A 21,646-nucleotide genomic window follows, 5' to 3' on the forward strand; every position below is an offset into this window, starting at 1 on the left:
AGAGCTGGTGCCAACGACTATAACCAGTCCTGCGGGTCCCGGAATGAGGGCATATCTGAACTCCTGGCTTTCGAAGCTCCTAGCCGGAGATTTGGCGGCATTTGGCGGGCCGGCCACCGATGAAGCGGTTGCAGGATACATTCGTGCCGAGCAGATCTCCCTCGTGCTTGGCTATTCGCTGGGCATCATGCTGGCCAACGCCTGCAATGCGACCGTGCTCGCAATTGCACTTTGGCATTCGCCAGACAGAAACGTTGCCCTGATCTGGGCGGCGACTGTCGTCTGCGGCGCGCTATCGATAGGCCTGAAAGCGCGTTCATCACGACTGATGACGAAGCCCCAGTTCGTGTCGCGCCAGGCCATGCACCGGTTGGTACGGAATGCGCTGGCTCTCGGAACCGCCTGGGCAATTGTGCCGGTGGCTTTCTTCGCGAACGCCTCCAATGGCGGGCAGCTCGTCATAACATGTCTCTGCTCCGGAATGCTTGCAGGTGGCGCATTCGCCTTCGCCACGATTCCGGTGGCGGCAGTTGCGTTCACGGCTCCGATCTTTGTGGGTACGGCAATTTGCCTCGGCAGAAACGACGATTTCACCTATCTGCTCGTCGCTATCCTGGTCGTGGCCTATGGCTTCGTGCTCCTGCGCGGCGTTTTCGCCAATTCATTCGAGTTTACCAGACGCAGCATTGCTCAACTGGAGGCTGAAAGGAGGGGGCGACGGGATCCGTTGACCCAACTGCCGAACCGTTTCGCCTTCAATGAGTGTCTCGAAGGTGCCCTCAACAGGCTCGCCCGCACCGGCGAGGAGTTCGCGGTTCTTCTTCTCGACCTCGATGGCTTCAAGGAAGTGAACGACAAATTCGGCCACCCCGCTGGCGATGAGTTTCTCGTGCAGACTGCGGCGAGACTCCAGCGATGCGTACGGCAGACTGATACTGTTGCGCGCATCGGCGGCGATGAATTTGCGCTTGTTATGACCAATCTGACCAAGGTTGAGGATGCCTTCGAAGTCGCCGAGCGGTTCGTCGGCGCCTTCGCCCAACCTTTCGCCATCGAAAAATGCGAGATCGCGGGCGCGACCAGCGTCGGAATCGCAGTGGCCCCGCGCGACGGCGGCGTGCCTCATGAGCTCCTGAGGAATGCCGACATTGCGCTCTATCGTGCCAAGCAAACGGGGCCGGGAACGATCTGCTTCTTTGAGATCAATGACGACAAATCAGCGCACGAGCGCAGGGCGTTGCAGCGGGATCTGGAGCTCGCGATCGAAAGAGATGAACTGTTCCTCCTCTACCAACCGTTCTTTGATATTCACGCGAACCGAATCACTGGCTTTGAGGCCTTGCTGCGCTGGCGCCACCCCGTCCGTGGAGTAATTTCCCCGACCGAGTTCATCCCAATCGCCGAAGAAACCGGACTGATCCACGGAATCGGTGAGTGGGTGGTACGACGCGCCTGCGCAATGCTGTCGAACTGGCCGTCGGACCTCAGGATCGCCGTGAATTTTTCGGCGGCTCAATTCCATAACGTCAGCATTCTTGAGACAATCGTGCAGGCCCTTTCACAAGCCAGAGTTGCTCCTCACCGTCTAGAAATCGAAATAACCGAGTCGATGCTGATCTCGAAGTACGCGCCGGCATCATCGATCCTGAACTCACTCCTACAATTGGGAGTGACGGTGGCACTTGACGATTTCGGGACGGGATATTCGTCACTGACCTATTTGCTGAAACTGCCGTACACTCGCATCAAGATCGATCAGTCCTTCGTACGAGACATGTTGAGCCGACCGGAAAGCGCGGCGATCGTAAAATCAATCATCACACTGACGCAGGACCTTCGGATCGGGGTGGTCGCCGAAGGCGTCGAAACCGCCGAGCAGCTCGACTATTTGCGACAAGTCAATTGCGACGAAGTGCAAGGATACCTCATCGGTCGGCCGGTCGCGGCCGACGACATCTTCGCTCTGCTCGATCAAGACAAGCGATGGTCGACACCCGCCGCTTGAATGACGGGGGAGCCCCTTCGTAATTCCGATGGTGGTAAACATCCGCATCCTAAGTGGAACAGAAGCCTGGCCAGCCCGGAACTTCTTCCAGGCGGCTGAGCAGTTCCTGCTTTCGCGTCAAGAGTGTCGCAATCGCACTGCTCGGCGTTCGGCAGGCCGCTATGGGTCATGCGCAGCAGCGTGCCGCTGTCCATTCGTCATTGCAGGTGTGTGCTTTGGTTTTCCAACATGGTCGACACCCTGTATTCTTTCGCGAACTCGGGTTCCTCCGAAACCGGAGCCGGCACTAATCTGCCGAAACGCGGTGTCTGCGCAGGCAAAGTCCAGCGCTGAAAGTTTTGTGGCCGCCGCGTGTGAAACCTAGCGACATCAAACCTGGAACCAATTCCAACACGGTTCCAGCGGTTAGGATATTGGCAGAAGACGATTCCCATGACCCTTCTGTAGCAAGGGCCGCCCGTGGCACGCGGCGCAAGTAGGCCGCGTGGACGGCCCTTCACCGGCACGTCGTATGTGCCCTCAGAAGTTCATCGCGCCTGCGCCGGGGGGGACCGTTTGGTCGGGTCCATCCTTCTTCTTGGACGCTTCGGCGACCATGGCCTCCGTCGTGATCAACAGTCCGGCGATCGAAGCTGCGTCTTGCAGCGCAGACCTTACGACCTTGGTCGGCTCGATGATACCTTTCGCGAACAAGTCACCGTATTCTGCTGTCTGCGCGTCGAAGCCCCAGGCATAGTCCTTACTCTCGAGCACCTTTCCGACCACGATCGATCCGTCTTCTCCCGCATTTTCCGCGATCTGCCGCGCCGGCCAGGTGAGCGCCCGCTTGACGCTTTCCAGGCCGTGTCGCTGATCGTCGTTTGCGGGCCTAAGTTTCGCCAGCGCCGCCGTAGCCCGCAGCAGCGCCACTCCGCCGCCTGGAAGAATACCTTCTTCGACGGCTGCGCGCGTCGCATGCATGGCGTCGTCGACCCGGTCCTTCCGTTCCTTAACCTCGACCTCGGTCGCACCCCCGACGCGAATGACGGCAACTCCGCCGGCAAGCTTCGCCAGCCGCTCCTGCAGCTTTTCCCGATCATAGTCCGAAGTGGTCTCTTCGATTTCGGTTCTGATCTGTTTAATGCGCGCCTCGATCTCCGACTTCTTGCCGGCGCCGCTGACGATGGTGGTGTTATCCTTGTCGATCGTGACTTTCTTGGCGCGTCCGAGCATGGCGAGTGTGACGCTTTCAAGCTTCGTGCCGAGTTCCTCGGAAATGAAATTGCCGCCAGTCAAGATCGCGACGTCCTGCAACATTGCTTTGCGCCGATCACCGAACCCGGGTGCCCTGACAGCGGCAACCTTTAATCCTGCTCGCAGCCTGTTCACGACAAGCGTGGCGAGCGCCTCACCCTCTATGTCTTCGGCGATCATAAGCAGGGGCTTGCCGCTCTGCACGACCGCTTCCAACAGCGGCAGCATCGGCTGCAATGCCGAGAGTTTCTTTTCATGGATGAAGATGTATGGATCGTCCAGCTCAACCCGCATCTTTTCTGCGTTGGTGACAAAATAGGGCGAGATGTAGCCGCGGTCGAACTGCATGCCCTCGACGACTTCGAGCTCGCTATTGAGGCTCTTGGCCTCCTCGACCGTGATGACGCCTTCGTTGCCAACCTTTTTCATTGCATCGGCCAGGAAGCGTCCGATTTCCTTGTCACCATTGGCCGAGATCGTCGCGATCTGCGCAATTTCCTCATTGGACGTAAGCTTCTTCGTATTCTTCTTGAGTTCATCGACGACGGCATCGACCGCGAGATCAATGCCACGCTTAAGATCCATGGGATTCATGCCCGCTGCGACCGCCTTTGCGCCTTCGCGGACAATTGCATGTGCAAGAACGGTAGCAGTAGTCGTGCCATCGCCAGCCTGATTGGAGGTCTTCGAGGCGACCTCGCGGACCATCTGCGCTCCCATGTTCTCGAACTTGTCCTCGAGCTCGATTTCCTTCGCAACGGTTACGCCGTCCTTGGTGATACGAGGCGCCCCAAAACTCTTCTGAAGGACAACGTTGCGACCCTTTGGTCCCAGCGTTACTTTGACGGCATTGGCTATAATGTCGACGCCACGCAGCATCTTGTCTCGGGCGCCAGTCGAGAATCGTACCTCCTTTGCGCTCATGATCATCTCTCCGAAAAGCGTTTACCAGCGCGCAGCGCGCGCGCCTGCGTCGTGAACGTTTCACTCGACCCGGCGGGCAAAGCTCCTTCAGTTGACCTGAATGGCTCGCGGCTTAGCTTTCTCTGCCAACGGCAGCATGAGCGACAGCACGCCGTCCTTGAGCTCGGCTGCGATCTTGCTCTGATCGATCTTGCCGAAAAGCCGGAAGCTTCGCGAAAAGTGGCCGACATTGTACTCCGTGTACAGCGGCTGTAGGCCCCGGTACTTGGAGAAGTCGAGCTTTCCGTCGATCTTGAGTACGTCGTCCTCCACTCGAACGTCGACGCTGCTCTTATCGACCCCCGGCATTTCGAGGACCACGTTGAGCCCATCCTTGGTCTCATAGATGTCCGCGTTCGGCACGAATATCCGCGCCGGGATGGTGGTCTCCTCCTTCTTCTCCAACTCCCGTTTTTGGGTGACCTGCAGTTCCTTCTTAGAAGCCATGATTGCGTCTCCTCAAAGCTGCTTCGCGGCGCCTCAGTGGCGACAGATTGCGGTCAGGATATTTTGATGGTGCGTGGCTTGTCGCTTTCCGCACGCGGCAGGAAGAGCGCCAAAATGCCGTCCCGATATTCGGCCTTGATGCCATCTGGCTCGATCTGCACGGGGACGGAGAGCGTCCGATCGAACTCGCCCGAGACACGCTCGCGTCGATGCAGGCTTGCCTCCTCGGGATAGTCGACTTTCTTCTTTCCGAAGATGCGGATGGTGTTTTCCTTGGCCTCGATCTGAAGATCGCTCTTGCTGACGCCCGGCAGCTCTATGATGGCCAGAATGTCGTCGCCTTGCTGGAAAACGTTAATCGGCGGGAATGGTCCGCGACTTGTCGTGAGGTTTTGCAGCCAGTCGCTGGCCAAGGTCGCTTCGAGAGAGCGTTGTAGGTCGAGAAGTGTGTCGAACGGATCAGCAAATTCCATGATCATGTTTGCAACCCCATGTGCTTGTGGACGGGGGCGAGAAGGCATCATGGTCGCCCCTCGAAGCTTTGATTTGGGACGACCAGTGGCACTGTCAAGGGGTGAGTGCTAGCCGACGCGAGCGTTTGCCGTAAGCTTCATAAGCGCTTGATTTAAATACAAAAATCGTGTCGATGCGGGTTGTTTGCCGCTCTGGCATTTGGGCTCGCGGGTACGTAACTGTTATTCCGGCGAGCGCTCCGGATTTTCCATGGTGCGTGCAGGGAAGCGGATATCCCGGCGATTGCATGTACCAGACTCGCACGCAGTGCCTCGCGTCCGCATCCGGGCGATGCGTGACGCGGGCTCAACCCACGCGCGGCATTTGGCGAGCAGCGGAAAGTGACACCCCGCCATTATCGGCAATAGTACCAGCTGCCGTTCGTTGGTGTGCGGCGGTCGCCACCATGAAGCCATCAGGACCTAGTCACGTTAATCTAAAGTTCGCCACATAAAGTCCGTTGAGTCTTTGTGGCAGAAGCGTTTGACGGAAGCCAAAATCTGATCGGCTAACTTGGTTTTTTTGAAGAGCTTCGGGTTTCTGTTGTGCAGGTCGATGAAGGTGCCGATGTCGGCCTCGAGCTGCCTGACGGAGGTGTGAACACCTCGCTGGATCTGCTTTCTGCTGAGTTCAGCGAACCAACGCTCGAGCTGATTGATCCATGACGCGGAAGTTGGTGTGAAGTGCACATGATAGTGCGGCCGGCGAGCGAGCCACGCTTTGATCCTGGGTGTCTTGCGAGTGGCGTAGTTGTCCATCACGATATGGACATCGAGCCCTTCAGGGACCTGGACATCGATCTCTTTTAGAAACTTCAAGAATTCGACTGTCCTGTGCCGCTTGTAGCATTTGCCGATGCAGTTCGATCGGATGTGAGGTCCGGAGAGTATGGTGGCAGGTACTAGCGAGCTCGCGCCGGCCGATTTGATTAGGTGCGCAGGACGGCAGACCTCGGACAGCACAGAGATTCTCCTGGATGACGATGTCGTCCGGCTGAAGCCGCGGGACGCGAACCCTTCGAACAAGATACGGAAGCGCCGCCAGGCTGCAGTCCAACGTTTCGATTTGCAACCTCTCGTCCATGACGTGCTCCATTGCCGAGACATAAAGTGAGAAGATCGCGCTCCTCCGCCACGAGGTTTGGATCCTTCGTGCGTTTGAGCCAAAGACGAGGCGGACGGTTGGATATCAGATGTCACGCAACGCGCCAATCGAACTCTCGGTGTCGCGGCCGCGATCCTGTTGTCACGCGAAAAAGTCGGACGGGCGCGAGCGCGATAGCATGGCTCTCCTGAGCGGCGGCACCGATGCCCCGCGTGTCAGCTTCTCGTCAGCTAGCTCACCTAGCCTGTTATGGTTTCGACGGCCTCAGTGTCCGAAGCCAATCTAAACACATTGATCGAGGTCAAAAGCGAGCGGATGCGGTCATCGGGGCTGCGACCGTGTTCACTCACGGTAACGACTCGGGAATTGCTCCGCCGGCGCATTTCCACTTGATAACTCCGCTCTTGGTGAAACAGTGAGGTTCGTTGCCACAGCGGTATATCACCTTTTGGGAAATACTGATGTAGCGAGAATTGAGGTTAAGGTAGGTGGGTGAATTTAAGCCGGCACGCGGCATCGCCTCCCGGGAGCGAGTAGGGCGTTCGATGGGCAGCTCCTTGCGTCAAAACGACGGCCCCCATGCTCCATTCTGCTTTGTTCTCAATCCGGGTCATGGACCGGTTCGGTTGAATTGCCGGCAAAATCCGGGTGTCTGAGACACAACCGCTGCGAGACGACACGTGAATGACCACATAGGCTTCAAGAGTGACTTTCAAATCAACCTTGCCGACCTGCTTCCCGACGAGGGCGCACGGCAACGGTTCGAGGCAATTATTCATCGCGCAGCGGATGCGCGCTCATCGTGGTTGCCGCTTGAGGAGGAGATGCGTGCAGCTCGTGCCGATCTTCATCGCGTCGAGACCCGCCGCCAACAGCTGATATTGGCCCGTACTGCGGGAGGCCTCGGTGCGGACAAGGAGGCGGCGCAAATCCGTGACCTCGACATGCGGGCCGCCAGCCTCGCTGAAAAATTACGTCGCCTTATCACCCAGGAGGCGGCCGCCGCCGCACGCATGCGGAACTGCGAAAGCCTGGCATCCCGCTGCCGGGCCTTTCTGGTGCGCAGCGGCCTGCCGTCCGGCATGCGTCTTGCCTCAGTCTCACCAATCGCGCTGGCGGATATTCTAGAGCGAGGCGAATCGATCAGTCAGGCTCTCGGGCGCCTGCGACTGCGAATTGGCGAGCTCGAAGCCGATGCCGAGCGGATTCGCAATGCGCCGTTTCCCAGTGAGGCGAAGAAGCGAGATGCTGCTGCGTTCATCGCGCGACTGGCGGAACGTGGGGCGCCATCTGTCTCGGCTATGATTGACGACAACGCGAGTGATATCAAATGGCCGTTCACCCTGCAGGAGCACGATCTGATGGCTGTCGTCCTCGGCGCGGGCACACGGGTTGTAGGCAGGGCGTCTGGCCAAGTTCCCGACGTGATTGGGCTGCTCTGTTGGCTCCTTCGTGACACTTTGGTCGAAAAGGTGAGCGAACTGATCGATGCGAACAGCGACGATGCCGCCGCGCTCCCGGCGAATGAGCGTGAAAAGCAGCTGGCCCAAATCGAATCCGACAAATTAATAACCGAACGCAAAGAAGTCGCCCTCGTACAGGCCGCGCGAGCGGCGGGGGACGCCGTCGAACACCGCAATGACATCAGCGTTCTGGCCGCGCTTCAGCTTGAGCTGGTCGCACAGGGACTATGACGACAGGGCTACCTCTCGCAACTGGTACACCAATCGATCGTCCCTGAAAAAAACGTGGGTTCAGCCTGGCATGAACTGGTTCGCGCGGTGAATAGGGCGGGCAGCTGGCACAACAAGAGCGCCAGCAACCAGATGAGGCGGCGGAAGCCGTAGAAGGCCGCAGCTATGGACCATATTGACGGCATTGCGGAGGCGGCCTTGCGGGTCTGCGCGATCCGCCGCTACATCAAGCGGAGAAGCCGGCCGCCTCTCGGCGCGGCGGTGATTCCCGCAATGCTTGTCGCGCTCCATGTTGGGCAATCAGCGACAATTTCGATGTCGCGCCCATTGTCGGCCGTCCGGGAGCGCGATCATTGGAGGGCGGTCCGTCACCAACAGCGCTCGACGTTCATCTCGACAATGGTGACGTGCCCGATGAGACGATCGATGATGGCGAGCGTCATGTGGGTTCCGGAAAGCCGTCTTCTTGTCGCTGGATGACGAATTGGTCGTGACCAGGATAGGCCGCCAAATAGCGCACGCTGATGAGTGCGAACCACGTTGGCCGCGGCCAGAACCTCGATGACACCGGTGAGATCATGGAGGTTCAGCAGGCGGATTGCGTTCGTTGAGCGGCGTTTGTCCGGTCAGGCGGCTCGTCTGGCATCGCGCCGCACAGCCTGCCGGCTTCCGATCATAGTCCTTTTACACATGCTTTCGATGGCGCGTCAGCTTCCAGCCAGCAGGGCTTACTTCCGGTTTCGAGTGCTGGCGCGGCTCCAGCGTCATTGGGTTGGTGATGTTGGTCCGGACGAAGTCTTGCCGGTGAAACGGGCCAACTATCGATCTTGCCATCACGATCAAGAGTTCAGTCTGAGGGCTCCTCTTCTCGTGCCGCGCCGGTCCAACGCGACCCAACATCGGAAACGATCCTCTCAACTGGCTTGCTGCTGATTTCTGCAACCGGGGGCCAGCCTTCGGTCGCCGTTCCCAATGGACGCTTGCGAGCACGTCAGGAAAAATTCACACGAGAAGAGTTTGGAAGAGGGTTGAAACGCACCTAACGTCAAGTTGTACGATCTGAAAATGATGGCCAAGGTCGTCAGCGTCCGGAATTCGACAGCGGGTGACAGTATGCGATTGTCCAAAGTATCAGGCTCACGCAGGATCAGGCGCGTCAGCAAACGAACACACAGGGTGCGTCATGCGTGGATCTATGTCCGTGCGCGATGGTTCCGACGTGCACCTTTGTTCGAGCGTCAACATTCGTCTGAAGGACATGGGTCGTGCGCAAGCCGATCGATCAACATGCCTGGTTTGCAGCGAAAGCTGGCGAGGGCGCTCGAATTGTTGCGTGCATGACGGCTGTGGCAGATGAGCCGACGGATCTCGCGCCTAACGGAGTCAGGTCGCGTCATCGGGCTATCAGAATCTTCGACGAAACACGGTTTAGGGGGAATGGTGTGATAAGACAGCGCTCACTGCTGACGCCTGGTCCACTGTCGCTGTCGCCAGCGGTCAGGAGCCAGATGCAGTTCGATCTCGCATCGCGCGATTGCGAGTTCAAGGAGGTGACCGCCCGGATGAGGCGGCTGATGCTCAATCTGCTGGGAAATGCCGAGGGCTATTCGGTGGTCCCTATTCAGGGAGGTGGCTCCTTTGCCATGGAAGCCGCTTTGTCGTCATTCGTGTCCAGGGACGACAAGCCGCTCGTTTGCATAAACGGCATCTATGGCGAGCGCATTTTCAAGATTCTGCAGCTGTGGGGCGTCGAGGCGCTCAAGCTTGTCAACCGAGCGACCGAGCCCCTGGACCCCCAGGTGGTTGCCGAGCATCTGAGCCGAAATCCCGGTGTTACCCACCTGTGTCTTGTTCATTGCGAGACGACGACCGGTATAGTCAACCCGCTTGACGCCATCATAGAGGAGGCGAGGCGGCGTGGTGTCAGGACGATCGTCGACGGCATGAGTTCGGTTGGCGCGATTGACGTTGACCTGAGCAGGGGTGGGCCGGACGTCCTGGTGACGTCGAGCAACAAGTGCATCGAAGGTCCGCCAGGAGTGGCGTTTGTCATCGCGACTCGCGGGCTGCTGGAAAATGCGGTTCAAAAACCAAGGTCATTTGTGCTCGACGTGAGAGATCAATGGCTCTCGCTCGAGCGTACAGGTGAATGGCGATCGACGCCGCCCACCCACATTGTTCAGGCAACAACGAAGGCCTTGGAGATTCTGCAGGACGAGGGCATTGATGCCAGGCGCCGCAGGTACGAGAAGGTCAGAGACGATCTCGTCCAGGAACTCGAAGGCATAGTGTCTCCGCTGCTGTCCGCCGACTTGCAGTCTCCGGTCTGCGTCGCCTTCAGTGCGCCATCCGGAATCGTGGATCAGGCAGGATTTGATGGGCTATATCGTCATCTTGCGGCCCACAACCTTTACGTCTACTCGAAGCTGCACGTTGCGACGCGGAGTTTTCGGGTCGGTTGCATTGGCGAAATCCACCCCAGTTGGATCGAACAATTGGGCTGTGCCTTTCGTACATACTTTCGCTCCGGCCCAGCTCCATCGGCCGGGTCGGCACAAGCGAAGGAGTGCGGCCGCCGCGTCGAGATATCACCGCAGTTCGCAAGGACCGCGCAGCTTCCATATTCCACCGAGACCGCCGTGCTGCACGCGGGCTACCGACGTGATCCGGTGACGAAAGCTGTCGCGGTGCCGATCTATCAAAACACGGCTTATGAACTCGATGGCGATCTAAATCACATTGCCGACGTCTACAACGTCAAGGCTGATGGGTTCACCTATACGAGGATCATCAATCCGACGACCCGCGCGCTGGAAAGAAGGTATGCGGCGGTCGATATGGGACGCGACTCGCTCGCCGTCGCATCTGGTCAAGCAGCGACTTTCCTTGCCATCGTCAATCTGTCGAGCGGCGAAGTGGGGGACAATGTCGTCGCCTCGCCGTATCTCTATGGCAATACGTGGAACCTGCTCCACAACACCCTGAAGCGTCTTGGTATCAGCGTCAGGACAGCAGACCCTCGACGGCCCGAGACTTTCGAGCGTGCCATCGATGATCGTACGATCTGCCTGTTCGGAGAGGTGATTTCAAACCCCTGTCTGATACCGCTCCCGGTCAAACAGCTGGCCGAGATCGGTCGAAAGCACGGCGTTCCTTTGGTCGTGGATAATACTACGACGCCGTTGGTATGCCGGCCGTCAGATCTCGGTGCTGCGATTACGACGTACTCCGCAACGAAATACATATGCGGCCATGGCACGACGCTGGGCGGCCTGATCGTTGACAACGGCAAGTTCAGCTACCGGGGAGCGTCTCGCTTTCCCTTGTTCAACAGTCCTGACGAGGCGCATGGCGGAATCATCTGGCGCAACGCGCTGCAAGATGTCGAGGATCTCGGAAAAAGCGAGGTTCTCCTGAAAGCTCGCATGACCTGGTTGCGCGATACCGGTGCGGCGATTGCCCCCTTTGCGAGCTTTCAGCTGATCCAGGGTCTTGAAACGCTGCCCCTTCGCATGAAGCAGCACTGCGCGAATGCCAGGATCGTGGCCGATGTTCTTAAGGCGCATCCGAAAGTACGCCGTGTCGTCTACCCGGGGCTGTTCGAAGGCGCCGATCAGGAAACCGTCGACCAGACGCTCAATCCCGCATACGGGCACGGTGCGATGGTCATGTTCGAGGTCGAGGACGAGCAGGCCGGGCGCAAGTTCATCCAGAACGTCGACCTGATGTATCACGTTTCGAATGTCGGCGATGCCCGGACGCTCGTGACGCATCCTGTGTCGACGACCCACACCACCGTTCCACGGGAGAAGCGCGAGGCCGCCGGGATATTTGGCGGCTCAATCCGACTTTGCGTCGGCATTGAAGATGTCGACGACATCGTGCGCGATCTGGACAGGGCGCTTTCCGCAATCTGACAACTTGTAAGGCCATCACGAAGAGGTTCTCATGAATCAGGCAGACGCTTGGAAACTGAGGTCGTCCCGTTATGAGGCTGTTCAGTTCAGCCGCGAGATCAATAAGCAACTCTCCGACCTGAGGCCCGACAATATAACCGGGCTCGCCTATATCGCCAAGGATTACGCTGTAATTGCCGCTTGCACGCTCGCGACGGTCTGCGTCTCCTGGTGGCTCTACCCGGTCGCCGTTCTTCTGATCGGCGCCTACCAGCGAGGTCTGACGACGATCGCTCATGATGCGGCTCACCGTACGCTGGCGAAGAACACGACCTGGAACTACGTCCTCGGCATTCTTTTCGCTGCCTATCCCTTGTTCCAGCGCCACTGGGCCTACCGAATCTCGCACGTCTATCTGCATCATCCCTATCTCGGCGACCCGGAGAAGGATCCCGACCTGAAGTTCTTCATGGCCAATGGTGTCTACGACGTCCAGCCCCCTGAGCGGTACGCCTTCAACATCATCTGGAAGCCGATATTTGGTGGCGCGACGCTGGCCTATCTGAAGTATCTCTGGACCAATCGGTTTTCGATCGCGGATCCCGAAGACCAGAGCCGCTCGAGCATACTTGTCGACAGGTATGGTTTCTACCTCTTCTGGATCAGCATCCTGGCCGGATCATATACTCTTGGGCTGCTCCATATCGTGATCCTGTTTTGGGTCGTGCCCTATCTCACCACGTTTCAGGTTCTCGGGTGGTTTGTCGAACTCGCCGAGCACTCACCGATGTGCGAGACCGAAACGAAGAACGTCTATCTGACCCGGAACAGGAAAGGGAATTTCCTCGAGCGCGCCATCCTTGGACAGAACCTGGACGAGTACCATCTCGAGCACCACTTGTCGCCGGGCATCCCGTTCTGGCTTTTGCACAAAGCCCAGAAGATCCGGATGCAGGATCCGGGTTACGCAAAGGTTGCCGCGAGCTGGGGAGGGCTCTTCGTCAAGGGGCCGCAAGGTCAACCCAGTGTCATGACCCAGTTGAAGGAGCGAAATCGACGCTTGTACGAGCAGTCGGTGGCCGATGGCCGTGCAAAGGGGCAGATGGCGTGACATCGCAGCGGTCAGACAAGGCCCGCGCCGTGGTCGGCGTCACCTCGAACCGTCTTTTGGTCGATGGCGTGCATCGCGACTGGTTGCGGCGCAAATACGTCAAGGCTCTCCTTCAACACGCGGGTGTGGCGTGCGTCATACTGCCGACGATCGACGCTGAAGATGCGCGGGGCGATGCTGCCCGGGCGATCATGAACGCGCTCGACGGCCTGGTCTTGACAGGAGATGAATCGAATCTTGATCCGGCCGTCTTGAAAGCGCCTGCATCCCATCCAGCAGCCGATCAGCAGGATGTTGAGGATGGTATCCGCGACCGCCCACGGGACAGGCTGTCTGCGATAGCCATCGATAGGGCCATCGCGCTCGGAATGCCGATCTTGGGCATCTGCCGCGGGCTGCAGGAGCTTAACGTCTATTTCGGCGGCACACTCCATCCATCGCTGGCGGAATGGAGGCTGGGAAGTGCTCTGATGCATGCCGAGAAGCCGGATCGTCCAAGAGACCGCCAGTACGATGCCGCGCACAGCGTGAGGGTATGCTCCGACGGTGCGCTTTTTCCGATCGCGCGCGCCTCCGAAGTGCAAGTGAACTCCCTGCACAATCAAGGCATAGAGGCGCTTGCCAGCGCGCTGAGGCCGGAGGCGTGGGCGCCTGACGGCCTGGTCGAAGCCGCTTCCGTCGTTGGCGCGCCGACGCTGCAAATCGGCGTGCAATGGCACCCCGAATGGCACGTCTCAACCGATCCCCTGAGCGGGCGGCTGTTCGCGGCATTTGGAGAAGCGTGCGTTGCGTATTGCCACGCCAAGAAACACTAGAGGCTGATTGTGACGTTTCAAACCAAGCGCGGTCCGCCCAGGTCGAAGGACGACTCTCTGGGAACCGATGCACAAGCATGGTTCGGGGGGCGCGCTGCGCCGCGCCGCCGGCAGGGGAAGGGCGGGCGATTGACGGGGCGCTTCGCGCTGGGAGTTCTCTTCGTGGCGCTTTATGTCGTCCTGAGCGCGGCAGGCGAGGTTTATGCGGCATCGTATTTTCAGCAGGCAGATGTGTTCGTCGCTCTCCTTGTGTCCTTTGCCGCGGTGTGCCTGACATTCAATCTCCTGGCATGTCACGAGGGGGCAACGGCACGGGGCGCCAAGTCGGCGCTCCTGGTTTTTGTATCGCTCAATATCGTGACCGCGATCAGCTGGATCGGGTTGTTTATCGGGCTGAAATACGCCGAGCCAGCGATCGTCGTCGCGTTCATGGTGGCGTTAGGGCCCGCCGCGACGGTGTGGTTAAACGCGCTGATCAGGCGGCAGGGCGTCCCTCCAGCATCCGATATCGTCGTGAGCGTCACGATCGCGGCGATCGGTGGTTACATGATCTGGATCTCGGTAACCGGCAACGCCGGGGTGGCGTGGGGAGCTCGGTCGTCCTTCGGTCTCGTCCTGGCAGTGGTGGCCGGCCTGTCGCTCGCCCTGACGAATATACTCGTCAAATTGCTGTTTGACCGCGGATTTTCCGGTCGACAAGTGCTGGCGCATCGGTTTTACGGAACGATCCTTGTGCTGCTGGGACTGGTCGACCATTCCTCCATCGCGCTCGAGATCTCACGGCATTGGCTTGCGATCGCAACGATTGGGCTATCCACGATCATCGTTCCTTTGCTCTTGATCCAGGAGGGCATTCGCCGCGTGGAGCCCTTCACGGTCAACATGGTCCTCTCCACCGCCCCTGTCGTCACGTTCCTGTTTCAATATTTCGATTCTCGCATCGTGCCCTCGCCACATACGTTCGTTGGAAATGTTCTCATTACGACTGTCGCCGTCGGCAACGTCTGCTTGCAATACCGGAGGTCCGCATGAACGAACGGAAGTGTGTAATCGTCGACGCATATTCGACTGGCCGATTTCTGCCGGAAGAGTTCAAGCGGTACGGGATTGGAACAGTGCATGTGATGTCGGCTGCACGGATTCCAGCCATCTTCCAATCGCATTTCGATGCGGATCTGTATGATGAGTTCATTCGTCCGCCCGAGCACATGGGGTTCGAGGAGATCGTCGAATATCACCTTAAGGCTCTCCATGGCAGGGAGCTGGAGTTCGTCATAGCGGGATGCGAGACCGGAGTTGAGCTCGCCGATGCGATCTCGGAGCGGCTGGGCCTACCCTCAAATGGGACCGCCCTTTCGGCCGCCCGGCGCGACAAGTCGCGTTTGTCCGAAGCGTTGGCCTCAGCTGGCGTGCGATCGATCAGGCAGATCGTGTCCGACAATGCTGGAGAGATCACAAGCTGGAAGCGTGAGGAGAGTTTCGAAGAGATCGTGATCAAACCGCTGAACAGCACAGGCACGGAAGACGTGTTCTTTTGCTCGACGGACGCGGATGTTCAGCGCGCCGTGACTGCGATCGTCGGGAAGACGAACCGGGTCGGAGCGTTCAATAAACTGGCGCTCGCACAGGAAAAGATAAACGGCCAGCAATATACCGTAAATGCCGTCTCGATCGACGGAGATGCCTTCGTCACGGAGGCCTGGACCTATGACACCGTCCCCGTCGAGGGCGCGTCATCGATCTGCTCACTCGAGCGGTTGTTGGGTGGCAAGGAGCCAATCGTTCAGGAGTTATCCGACTACCTTGTACGTGCATTGCGGGCGCTTCGGATCGCCGACGGGCCCGCTCATGCCGAGATCATCGTCGATGGTCGGGGACCGGTTCTGGTCGATTTCGGAGCGAGGCTGCAAGGAACCATGTCGGCGAAAGCCCGGACGATGGCTTTGGGCCATAATCATTTGACGCTCACGGCTTGGCGCTACGCGGATCCCAAAGGCTTCGCCGAGTATATGAGGCGGCGCGGGGTCTACAAGCGGCAGGCTCATGCACTGTGTGTCTCGCTGATTTCCGACATGGGCGGAGTCGTGACCGGTTATTCCGGACTCGATGAAATCCGCAAGCTCCCGAGCTTCGCGGATGCCATCGCATTCGTTCCGATCGGTCAAGAATTGGTTCCGACGATCGACCTGGTATCGACACCAGGCATTGTGTACCTCGTGAATAACGACCTGATGCAACTCGAGGATGACTATCGGCAATTGCGCGCGATGCGGATGAACCAGGTGTTCGATTTGGTGGCGCAGGAAACAAACCAATGACCGACAGCCGGGTAGGTTGCGCGAATTCAGCCGCCGCGGCGATGGTCGGCGTGAGTGACTTCGATGGCATTCTTCGAGGCAAACACGTTCTCCGAGAAAATCTCTCGGGTGGGGACAAGGTCATCAAGTTCTCCGAAGCGGTGCTTGCCTGGGATTGTTCCGACCGGGTCATTCCGGCGCATTTCACGCAAAAGCCGCTGTCGGCATTCGGAGACGCCGATCTGCGTATTCTCTCAAGTACCGGCCGTTCAGTATCCTATGTCGGCGATCACTACCTCTACCTCGCCGAGTTTATGGGCACGCATGAGACCGTCTGTCCGCGCGGTGTTCTGCGTAGGGTCCTGCGAAGGGCTGCTGACCACGGGTACGACTGCACTGCCGGATTCGAGTTTGAGTTCATGCTGTTCAAGGAGAACGCCGACACGATCGAAGACAAGCCGTTTGGCGAATGGGCTCCGTTCACGCGGGGCCCGTTCGGCTACTCGATTGCGCGTTCCCTCGCGCACCAGGATCTGTTCGGCGAGATCTTGGCACTTTGCGAGAAATCAAGAATACCTCTCAGCGGGCTGCACTTCGAGACGGGACCTGGCGTGATCGAAGCATCACTTCATCATTGTGATGCCCTGGAAGCTGCCGATCGAGCAATCATGTTCAAGTCGATGATAAAGGCCTGGGCGCAAACCCGAGGCATGATAGCTACATTCATGGCAAAAGTCTCCGAGAACTGGCCAGGCCAGTCCGGCCATATTCACATCTCGATGTCCGCAGATGGTCAGAATGCGTTTTACGACCGTGAGGCGCTTCACAACGTCTCGAAGCTCATGGCGCAATTCATCGCGGGACAACTGAAATACATGAATGACTTCTGCGTGCTGGCTGCGCCGAACTTCAATAGCTACAAGAGATTGGTACCTGGCAGCTGGGCGCCAATCTGTTCGAGTTGGGGAATTGACAACCGCTCCTGCGCGGTACGCGTTATTCCGGGAGAGCCGTCTGCGCATCGCCTCGAATACAGGCTGCCCGGCGCGGACCTGAACCCATATCTTGCCCTCGCATCTGCCGTCGGTTCCGGCATATTGGGTATCGAGACGAATGCGGCGCTCCAGGCTTCGATCGTCGGTGACGCGAGCGCGGAGGTCTGCCCGTCTGATAGACTGCCTCAAAGCCTGTCAGAGGCAACCTATCGGTTTGCGCAGTCCCCGGCAGCCAATGATGTCTTCGGAGAAAGGTTCGTTGAAGCGTTCTCCTGCTCTCGCAGGTGGGAATGGGAAGCGGTTCAACATCGGGTTACCGAATTCGAACGTCGACGGTACTTCGAGATCGTGTAGTAGCCCTGTGACAGTATAAAGATTGCCGCCGCCACTTGTCGCGATGCAGGCCTGTCGAGCATCGCGCCGTACCTGCGTGAGCTGTGATTGCCAGGATGGAATGATCTACGGCAAGTGGTAACCGCATGCGGGATACGGATCAGCTGATACCTGGATCGTATTGGTGGCCTATGAGGCTCATCTCACTCCGTCACATCCGAGCTGCACCCTCGGCAAGTCCGTCCTTGGCGGCGGCTAAGGAAAATGCGCGCGGGCGGCTTGGGGGACCACCCGCGCTAGTCTGGGAGGAGGCTTGGCCGTCTCCGGGGGCTCGAACGTATGAGTAGCCAAGTCCAGACTCCTCCCAGCAACATGCGTGCCACGCAGTCACGTGCGTAGCGTTTTCAGGGGTAAAGCATGAGCTCGTGAAGCGCGGGTCCAGGAACGGGACCAACAAAGCGTGCAGGCAGCGGGAAGATGCCGCCCGCCGGAGGTGCGCGACGAAGCGGCTTGGGGCGTCATTGAGCAGGCAAGCCATGTGCGGCGGGCAATCAGCGTGCCAGACAAGGATAGGTCGATGAGAAAAACGTGCCCTCTTTCAGCGAGGTCAGCGACCGCTTGGACAGCTTCCAGACATGTATGTCAGTAACCCGACGCGGTCGTACGAGATCCAAGCGTAAGACGCATCTCGTTACCCGACAAGCCCGTGACAAGATCAGGGAGTTGCGATCGACGAGCGTGCTCGTCGTTTGCAGTCGGAAAATGACGCTATGCGAGCTGAACCGCCGGCCGCAGAGCGCGACCGAAGGTTTATCCGGAGAGGCCCTCGCGTCAGTGTCGCTTGCCGCTTGTTGGCGTGTTGCTGGTCGAGGAGTCATTGGGCGTGTCCTCGTCCTGCGGATTGCCGCCGGCTGCGCTCTTTGCGCCCTTGGTCGACTTCCTGCCCATCCTTAGGCCCGAGGCCCTGAGCTTTGGAGACGGGTCCTCATCATCGCTCATGTCGCTCTGTAGGCTCGTACCTTGCACGCCTTTGCGAGCCTTGGCGTCGGCGGCGAGGCTTTGCGCAATGATAGGGTACGCAAGGAAAGCCGAGATGCCGCCCGCGATTACGATGGTCTTCACCAGTTTCATCCATGTCTCCTTGTTCGACTCGCTTGCGACAGAACGGTCTTGGCTTAATGCCGTCACCCGCCGGCGCCGTTCGGGTCGCGTTCAAGTACGAACGGTGCGACTTCACGTAATCCCTCTCCTATGTGGTCATCGTTTAGGAGATTTGGGGTGAATTCGGGAAGTGAAGTGTGGCGGCACACATCCTGCCGACGTCGATCTTGCGCTATTGAAGGATTGTAGCGGAAGCGTTGCACGGCTGATAAATTGCGACCAGCCCAATCATCCGTAGAAGTCCACGCTGCCATCTCGACACTAAGTGTTTCGCATGAGACAGCAGCAAGACGTGTGATCCCGCAATCGCTTTACCTCCGAGATTCGAGGGAAGTCTTGGGCTTGTTCTTCGCGCTGGCTTGATGCAGATCCAGGAAAGGGCGGCGGCTGAAACCGCGTTTCATGCTCTTTCGTGCATCCATTGAGAAACATTCATGCTCCGCCAGTGTTCGATGACGCCGGCTTTGTCATTTGGCTGCTGCCGCATCCGGTCCCCATGCGTCGCGTCTCTCAAGCTTACCGAAAGGCCCGCCAGCAGATTCCAGGCTACACCCTGACGTGGCGTGAGGTTCAAGCGGTTTTTGCAGTATGAGCTATCGGACCGAATCCGCGGTCGGCGGCGCTTTCCAAGGTCATTCCGCCGTCTCGTCCCGGCAGAGGATTCCGTCCGCAGCCGCGCCTTGAATTATTCATTTGCTCGTAGGGACGTGACGTCCCCGACGATACGAGAGCTCAGCCAGCCGAACTGCCAGATGCGGATCTTTCCAATTCAGCATTTCCAGTCGCAACATCCCGGGTCGTTGACCTCGGCTATGCAAAGGTCAGAGCAAGTCGTATTAGCTATGTCGGCGAGTTGGGCTGGGAGCTCTATATTCCGACCGAATTCGTTCAAGGCGCGTACGATTTGCTGGTGAAGGAGGGCGCGGCTTTCGACATGCGCGCGGCCGGGTACCATGCGTTGAACTCTCTACGAATGGAGAAGGGTTATCGTCATTGGGGCAATGACATCACGGACGATGATACTCCATTGGAGTGCGGACTCGGCTTTGCCGTGGCGTGGTCAAAACCAGACGAATTCATTGGGCGAGATGCGTTGGAGCGTCAGAAGAAGGCGGGACCAAAGCGGAGAATGGTCCATGTCGCGCTGAGCACCCTGCCATGTTGATGTATCACAACGAGCCGATTTGGTGTGATGGTCAGCTATTCGGCCGCGTCACGTCCGGCATGTTCGGACACACAATCGGAACCTGCTCGGGGCTTGGGTATATAAATAATCCAGACGGTACGGTTGACGCCTCCTTTCGCGAGAACGCCAGGTTCGAAGTCGAGGTCGCCGGCGTTCGCGTATCCGCACGCGCATCCCTGCGTTCCTTTTACGATCCCCACCATCGAGTAAGGGACGTCAATGAAAGTGCGCTCGACTGTTCTTGCTCGCGGAGGCCCGCCTATTAGAGTAGGCTAGGCTGGTGAAACAACCGCCTCAACCGTTCTTGCGGCCGCGGCGCACGAGAGACGATCCTTCGTCAGCTTCCTCGTCGAACAGGTTCGCGTAGATCGCGATATTGAACGCGGGTCAAGGCGACTGGAGCGAGAGGTAATCGCGGCCCTCCTCGGTGTGTTTCGACCAGGCGGCGTCGATCTCGGCCCGGCCCACCAGTAGCGATAGCGTGTGGCGCGCTCTCGATCGTTCTTTGATGGACGATTCCGCCCTTTGCGGCGGATTGTTTCTTTCTCTTCGCTGTATCGTTGCGACATCTTGTGCAGCTCAACCGAGATTCGCCAGTCTTCTCCTTGCGATTGCGGTTCGGCACGCGGACGCACGTGGCCTCCTTGATGGCTTGATCTGGCCGAAGACCGGCTTCGCCTCGATCGTCTGAGCCGCAACGCCGTTGATGCGACTTTCTTCCCCTGGGCTAAAGCCCATTCCTCGCGAGACAAGAAAGTCGCCACAACGGCGTCCTCCGCTGCGCTCCGGCCCGAGCGGGTGCGTCGCCGATCGTCCTCGGCCTTCAGATCGCCATCGAGGCCGCGGTGGTCGCGGGCTCGAAACACAACAGGAGAAGTGACATGGCTAACATCGGTTCCTTCAAGAAGGTCGGCAACGATTTCCAGGGCGAGATCGTCACCCTGAGCCTGCAAGCCAAGGGCGTCCGGATCGTCGCCGAGACCAACCGCTCCAACGACAACGCCCCGAGCCACCGCATCTACGTGGGCCGGGCCGAGATCGGGGCCGCCTGGTCGAAGCGCTCCGAAGAGGGCCGCGATTACCTCTCGCTCAAGCTCGACGATCCCTCCTTCAACGCACCGATCTACGCGAACCTGTTCGACGACGAAGGCGGTGAAGGCTACACCCTGCTCTGGTCGCGGCCGCGCAAGAACGGCGAGTGAGAAGCGGATCCCTTCAGAGCCCCGCCCGGTCTCGGGCGGGGTTCTTTTTTATGCACGAGCCAGCACGAATCCGTTCGGCCCTGAATGGGCCACTCGCATGCACGGCGCGATCTGGCGCGACGCATTCGCGTCCGGGCGAGCGCAGGTTTCGGGCGCGTATGAGTGCCGTGCATCCGATAAGGCTCGTCGGCGGCGGAGGCCGGCGATGAAGGAACAGGGCGCGTATGATGACGCCATATTCGAAGAGAATGATCTTCGCGCCGCGAACGCGATTGCTCCTCGCCAGTCCGATAGGACGCGTGCGGCCGCTCAGATCGATATGCACCTCGAAATCAGCCATCACGTGAAGCTCCGGGCTTGCGTTTGAGATGGACATGCTTGGGCAGTTCGGCGCTGGCCAGTGCCTGTCCGACGCGATCATTGCTGATGTCTGCGATCTGGCTCAGACCGTCGAGCAGACCGAGCGCCTGAAGGACGCCGGCATAGATGCCAATGCTGACGCTGGTAACGCCGGCTTCGACTCTTTGCAGGGTCGAGCGGGATGTGAAGGCGCGCTCGGCCACGACTGCCATCGGCAGCCGCCGACGCCGGCGGGCGTCATGGATGTCGGCGCCGAGCTTGCACATGGCCCGTCGAACGGCGGCGGGGGGACTGTGAGGGGTTAGCACGAAGATTACATTTTGCTCGCGCC

General features: G+C 58.9%; 17 protein-coding genes and 2 pseudogenes. 12 read left to right on the forward strand and 7 right to left on the reverse strand.

Going from position 1 to position 21,646, the window contains the following annotated elements; genetic code table 11:
• The first annotated feature begins 43 nt into the window (after positions 1-43).
• The gene (locus ACVINW_RS20395) at positions 44-2,005 is read left to right on the forward strand and encodes a putative bifunctional diguanylate cyclase/phosphodiesterase (protein ID WP_456752940.1); all 1,962 of its coding nucleotides are present in this window, start codon (positions 44-46) and stop codon (positions 2,003-2,005) included.
• Positions 2,006-2,524: 519 nt separating this feature from the next.
• Here the strand turns inward: ACVINW_RS20395 and groL are convergent.
• The 3 genes from groL to ACVINW_RS20410 form a co-directional block, all read right to left on the reverse strand.
• Positions 2,525-4,162 (reverse strand): chaperonin GroEL, encoded by a 1,638-nt coding sequence (gene groL / locus ACVINW_RS20400; protein WP_456752941.1) that lies wholly within the window; start codon positions 4,160-4,162, stop codon positions 2,525-2,527.
• Positions 4,163-4,249: 87 nt separating this feature from the next.
• On the reverse strand, positions 4,250-4,648 hold the full coding sequence (locus ACVINW_RS20405; RefSeq protein ID WP_456752942.1) for an Hsp20/alpha crystallin family protein: 399 nt from the start codon (positions 4,646-4,648) through the stop codon (positions 4,250-4,252).
• Positions 4,649-4,701: 53 nt separating this feature from the next.
• Positions 4,702-5,127 carry an Hsp20/alpha crystallin family protein gene (locus tag ACVINW_RS20410; protein WP_456752943.1) on the reverse strand — a complete coding sequence of 142 codons (426 nt, stop codon included), beginning with the start codon at positions 5,125-5,127 and terminating at the stop codon, positions 4,702-4,704.
• A gap of 167 nt (positions 5,128-5,294) precedes the next feature.
• On the opposite strand from ACVINW_RS20410, the gene ACVINW_RS20415 reads away from it, so the two are divergent.
• Positions 5,295-5,615: a DUF3551 domain-containing protein gene (locus tag ACVINW_RS20415; protein WP_456756452.1), complete on the forward strand. Its 321-nt coding sequence runs from the start codon at positions 5,295-5,297 to the stop codon at positions 5,613-5,615.
• Here ACVINW_RS20415 and ACVINW_RS20420 read toward each other — a convergent pair.
• A pseudogene (locus ACVINW_RS20420) lies at positions 5,598-6,018 on the reverse strand (transposase); the annotation flags it as partial. The gene ACVINW_RS20415 and the pseudogene ACVINW_RS20420 overlap by 18 nt on opposite strands.
• Before the next feature lie 927 nt (positions 6,019-6,945).
• On the opposite strand from ACVINW_RS20420, the gene ACVINW_RS20425 reads away from it, so the two are divergent.
• From ACVINW_RS20425 to ACVINW_RS20455, 7 genes are all read left to right on the forward strand, one after another.
• A complete protein-coding gene (locus ACVINW_RS20425) occupies positions 6,946-7,959 on the forward strand; it encodes a hypothetical protein (RefSeq protein ID WP_456752944.1) in 1,014 nt (337 codons plus the stop codon).
• Positions 7,960-9,296: 1,337 nt separating this feature from the next.
• The gene (locus ACVINW_RS20430; protein ID WP_456756453.1) at positions 9,297-11,876 is read left to right on the forward strand and encodes a 2-aminoethylphosphonate--pyruvate transaminase; all 2,580 of its coding nucleotides are present in this window, start codon (positions 9,297-9,299) and stop codon (positions 11,874-11,876) included.
• A 31-nt stretch (positions 11,877-11,907) separates the two neighbouring features.
• Positions 11,908-12,966: a dhydrorhizobitoxine desaturase gene (rtxC, locus tag ACVINW_RS20435; RefSeq protein WP_456752945.1), complete on the forward strand. Its 1,059-nt coding sequence runs from the start codon at positions 11,908-11,910 to the stop codon at positions 12,964-12,966.
• Positions 12,963-13,781: a gamma-glutamyl-gamma-aminobutyrate hydrolase family protein gene (locus ACVINW_RS20440; RefSeq protein WP_456752946.1), complete on the forward strand. Its 819-nt coding sequence runs from the start codon at positions 12,963-12,965 to the stop codon at positions 13,779-13,781. The genes rtxC and ACVINW_RS20440 overlap by 4 nt, the downstream gene beginning before the upstream one ends.
• A 162-nt stretch (positions 13,782-13,943) precedes the next feature.
• Entirely contained in the window at positions 13,944-14,813 is an 870-nt protein-coding gene (locus ACVINW_RS20445) for an EamA family transporter (RefSeq protein ID WP_456752947.1), read from the forward strand.
• Positions 14,810-16,099, forward strand: a complete 1,290-nt coding sequence (locus ACVINW_RS20450; protein WP_456752948.1) for an ATP-grasp domain-containing protein — start codon at positions 14,810-14,812, stop codon at positions 16,097-16,099. The genes ACVINW_RS20445 and ACVINW_RS20450 overlap by 4 nt, the downstream gene beginning before the upstream one ends.
• Positions 16,096-17,427 carry a glutamine synthetase family protein gene (locus tag ACVINW_RS20455; protein WP_456752949.1) on the forward strand — a complete coding sequence of 444 codons (1,332 nt, stop codon included), beginning with the start codon at positions 16,096-16,098 and terminating at the stop codon, positions 17,425-17,427. The genes ACVINW_RS20450 and ACVINW_RS20455 overlap by 4 nt, the downstream gene beginning before the upstream one ends.
• Before the next feature lie 810 nt (positions 17,428-18,237).
• On the opposite strand, the gene ACVINW_RS20460 is transcribed toward ACVINW_RS20455, so the two are convergent.
• On the reverse strand, positions 18,238-18,537 hold the full coding sequence (locus tag ACVINW_RS20460; RefSeq protein WP_456752950.1) for a hypothetical protein: 300 nt from the start codon (positions 18,535-18,537) through the stop codon (positions 18,238-18,240).
• A gap of 775 nt (positions 18,538-19,312) precedes the next feature.
• On the opposite strand from ACVINW_RS20460, the gene ACVINW_RS20465 reads away from it, so the two are divergent.
• Both ACVINW_RS20465 and ACVINW_RS20470 read left to right on the forward strand, forming a co-directional pair.
• Positions 19,313-19,732 (forward strand): hypothetical protein, encoded by a 420-nt coding sequence (locus ACVINW_RS20465; RefSeq protein ID WP_456756454.1) that lies wholly within the window; start codon positions 19,313-19,315, stop codon positions 19,730-19,732.
• A complete protein-coding gene (locus tag ACVINW_RS20470) occupies positions 19,732-20,019 on the forward strand; it encodes a glycine cleavage T C-terminal barrel domain-containing protein (RefSeq protein WP_456756455.1) in 288 nt (95 codons plus the stop codon). Before ACVINW_RS20465 ends, ACVINW_RS20470 begins: the two co-directional genes overlap by 1 nt.
• A 28-nt stretch (positions 20,020-20,047) precedes the next feature.
• On the opposite strand, the pseudogene ACVINW_RS20475 reads toward ACVINW_RS20470, so the two are convergent.
• A pseudogene (locus tag ACVINW_RS20475) lies at positions 20,048-20,311 on the reverse strand (DUF736 family protein).
• A gap of 323 nt (positions 20,312-20,634) precedes the next feature.
• On the opposite strand from ACVINW_RS20475, the gene ACVINW_RS20480 reads away from it, so the two are divergent.
• Positions 20,635-20,955 carry a DUF736 domain-containing protein gene (locus tag ACVINW_RS20480; protein ID WP_018454792.1) on the forward strand — a complete coding sequence of 107 codons (321 nt, stop codon included), beginning with the start codon at positions 20,635-20,637 and terminating at the stop codon, positions 20,953-20,955.
• Between the two features lie 332 nt (positions 20,956-21,287).
• On the opposite strand, the gene ACVINW_RS20485 is transcribed toward ACVINW_RS20480, so the two are convergent.
• Complete coding sequence (locus ACVINW_RS20485; protein ID WP_456752951.1) at positions 21,288-21,623, reverse strand: helix-turn-helix domain-containing protein; 336 nt, start codon at positions 21,621-21,623, stop codon at positions 21,288-21,290.
• Positions 21,624-21,646: the final 23 nt, after the last annotated feature.

It is taken from the genome of Bradyrhizobium sp. USDA 4461 (assembly GCF_054055655.1).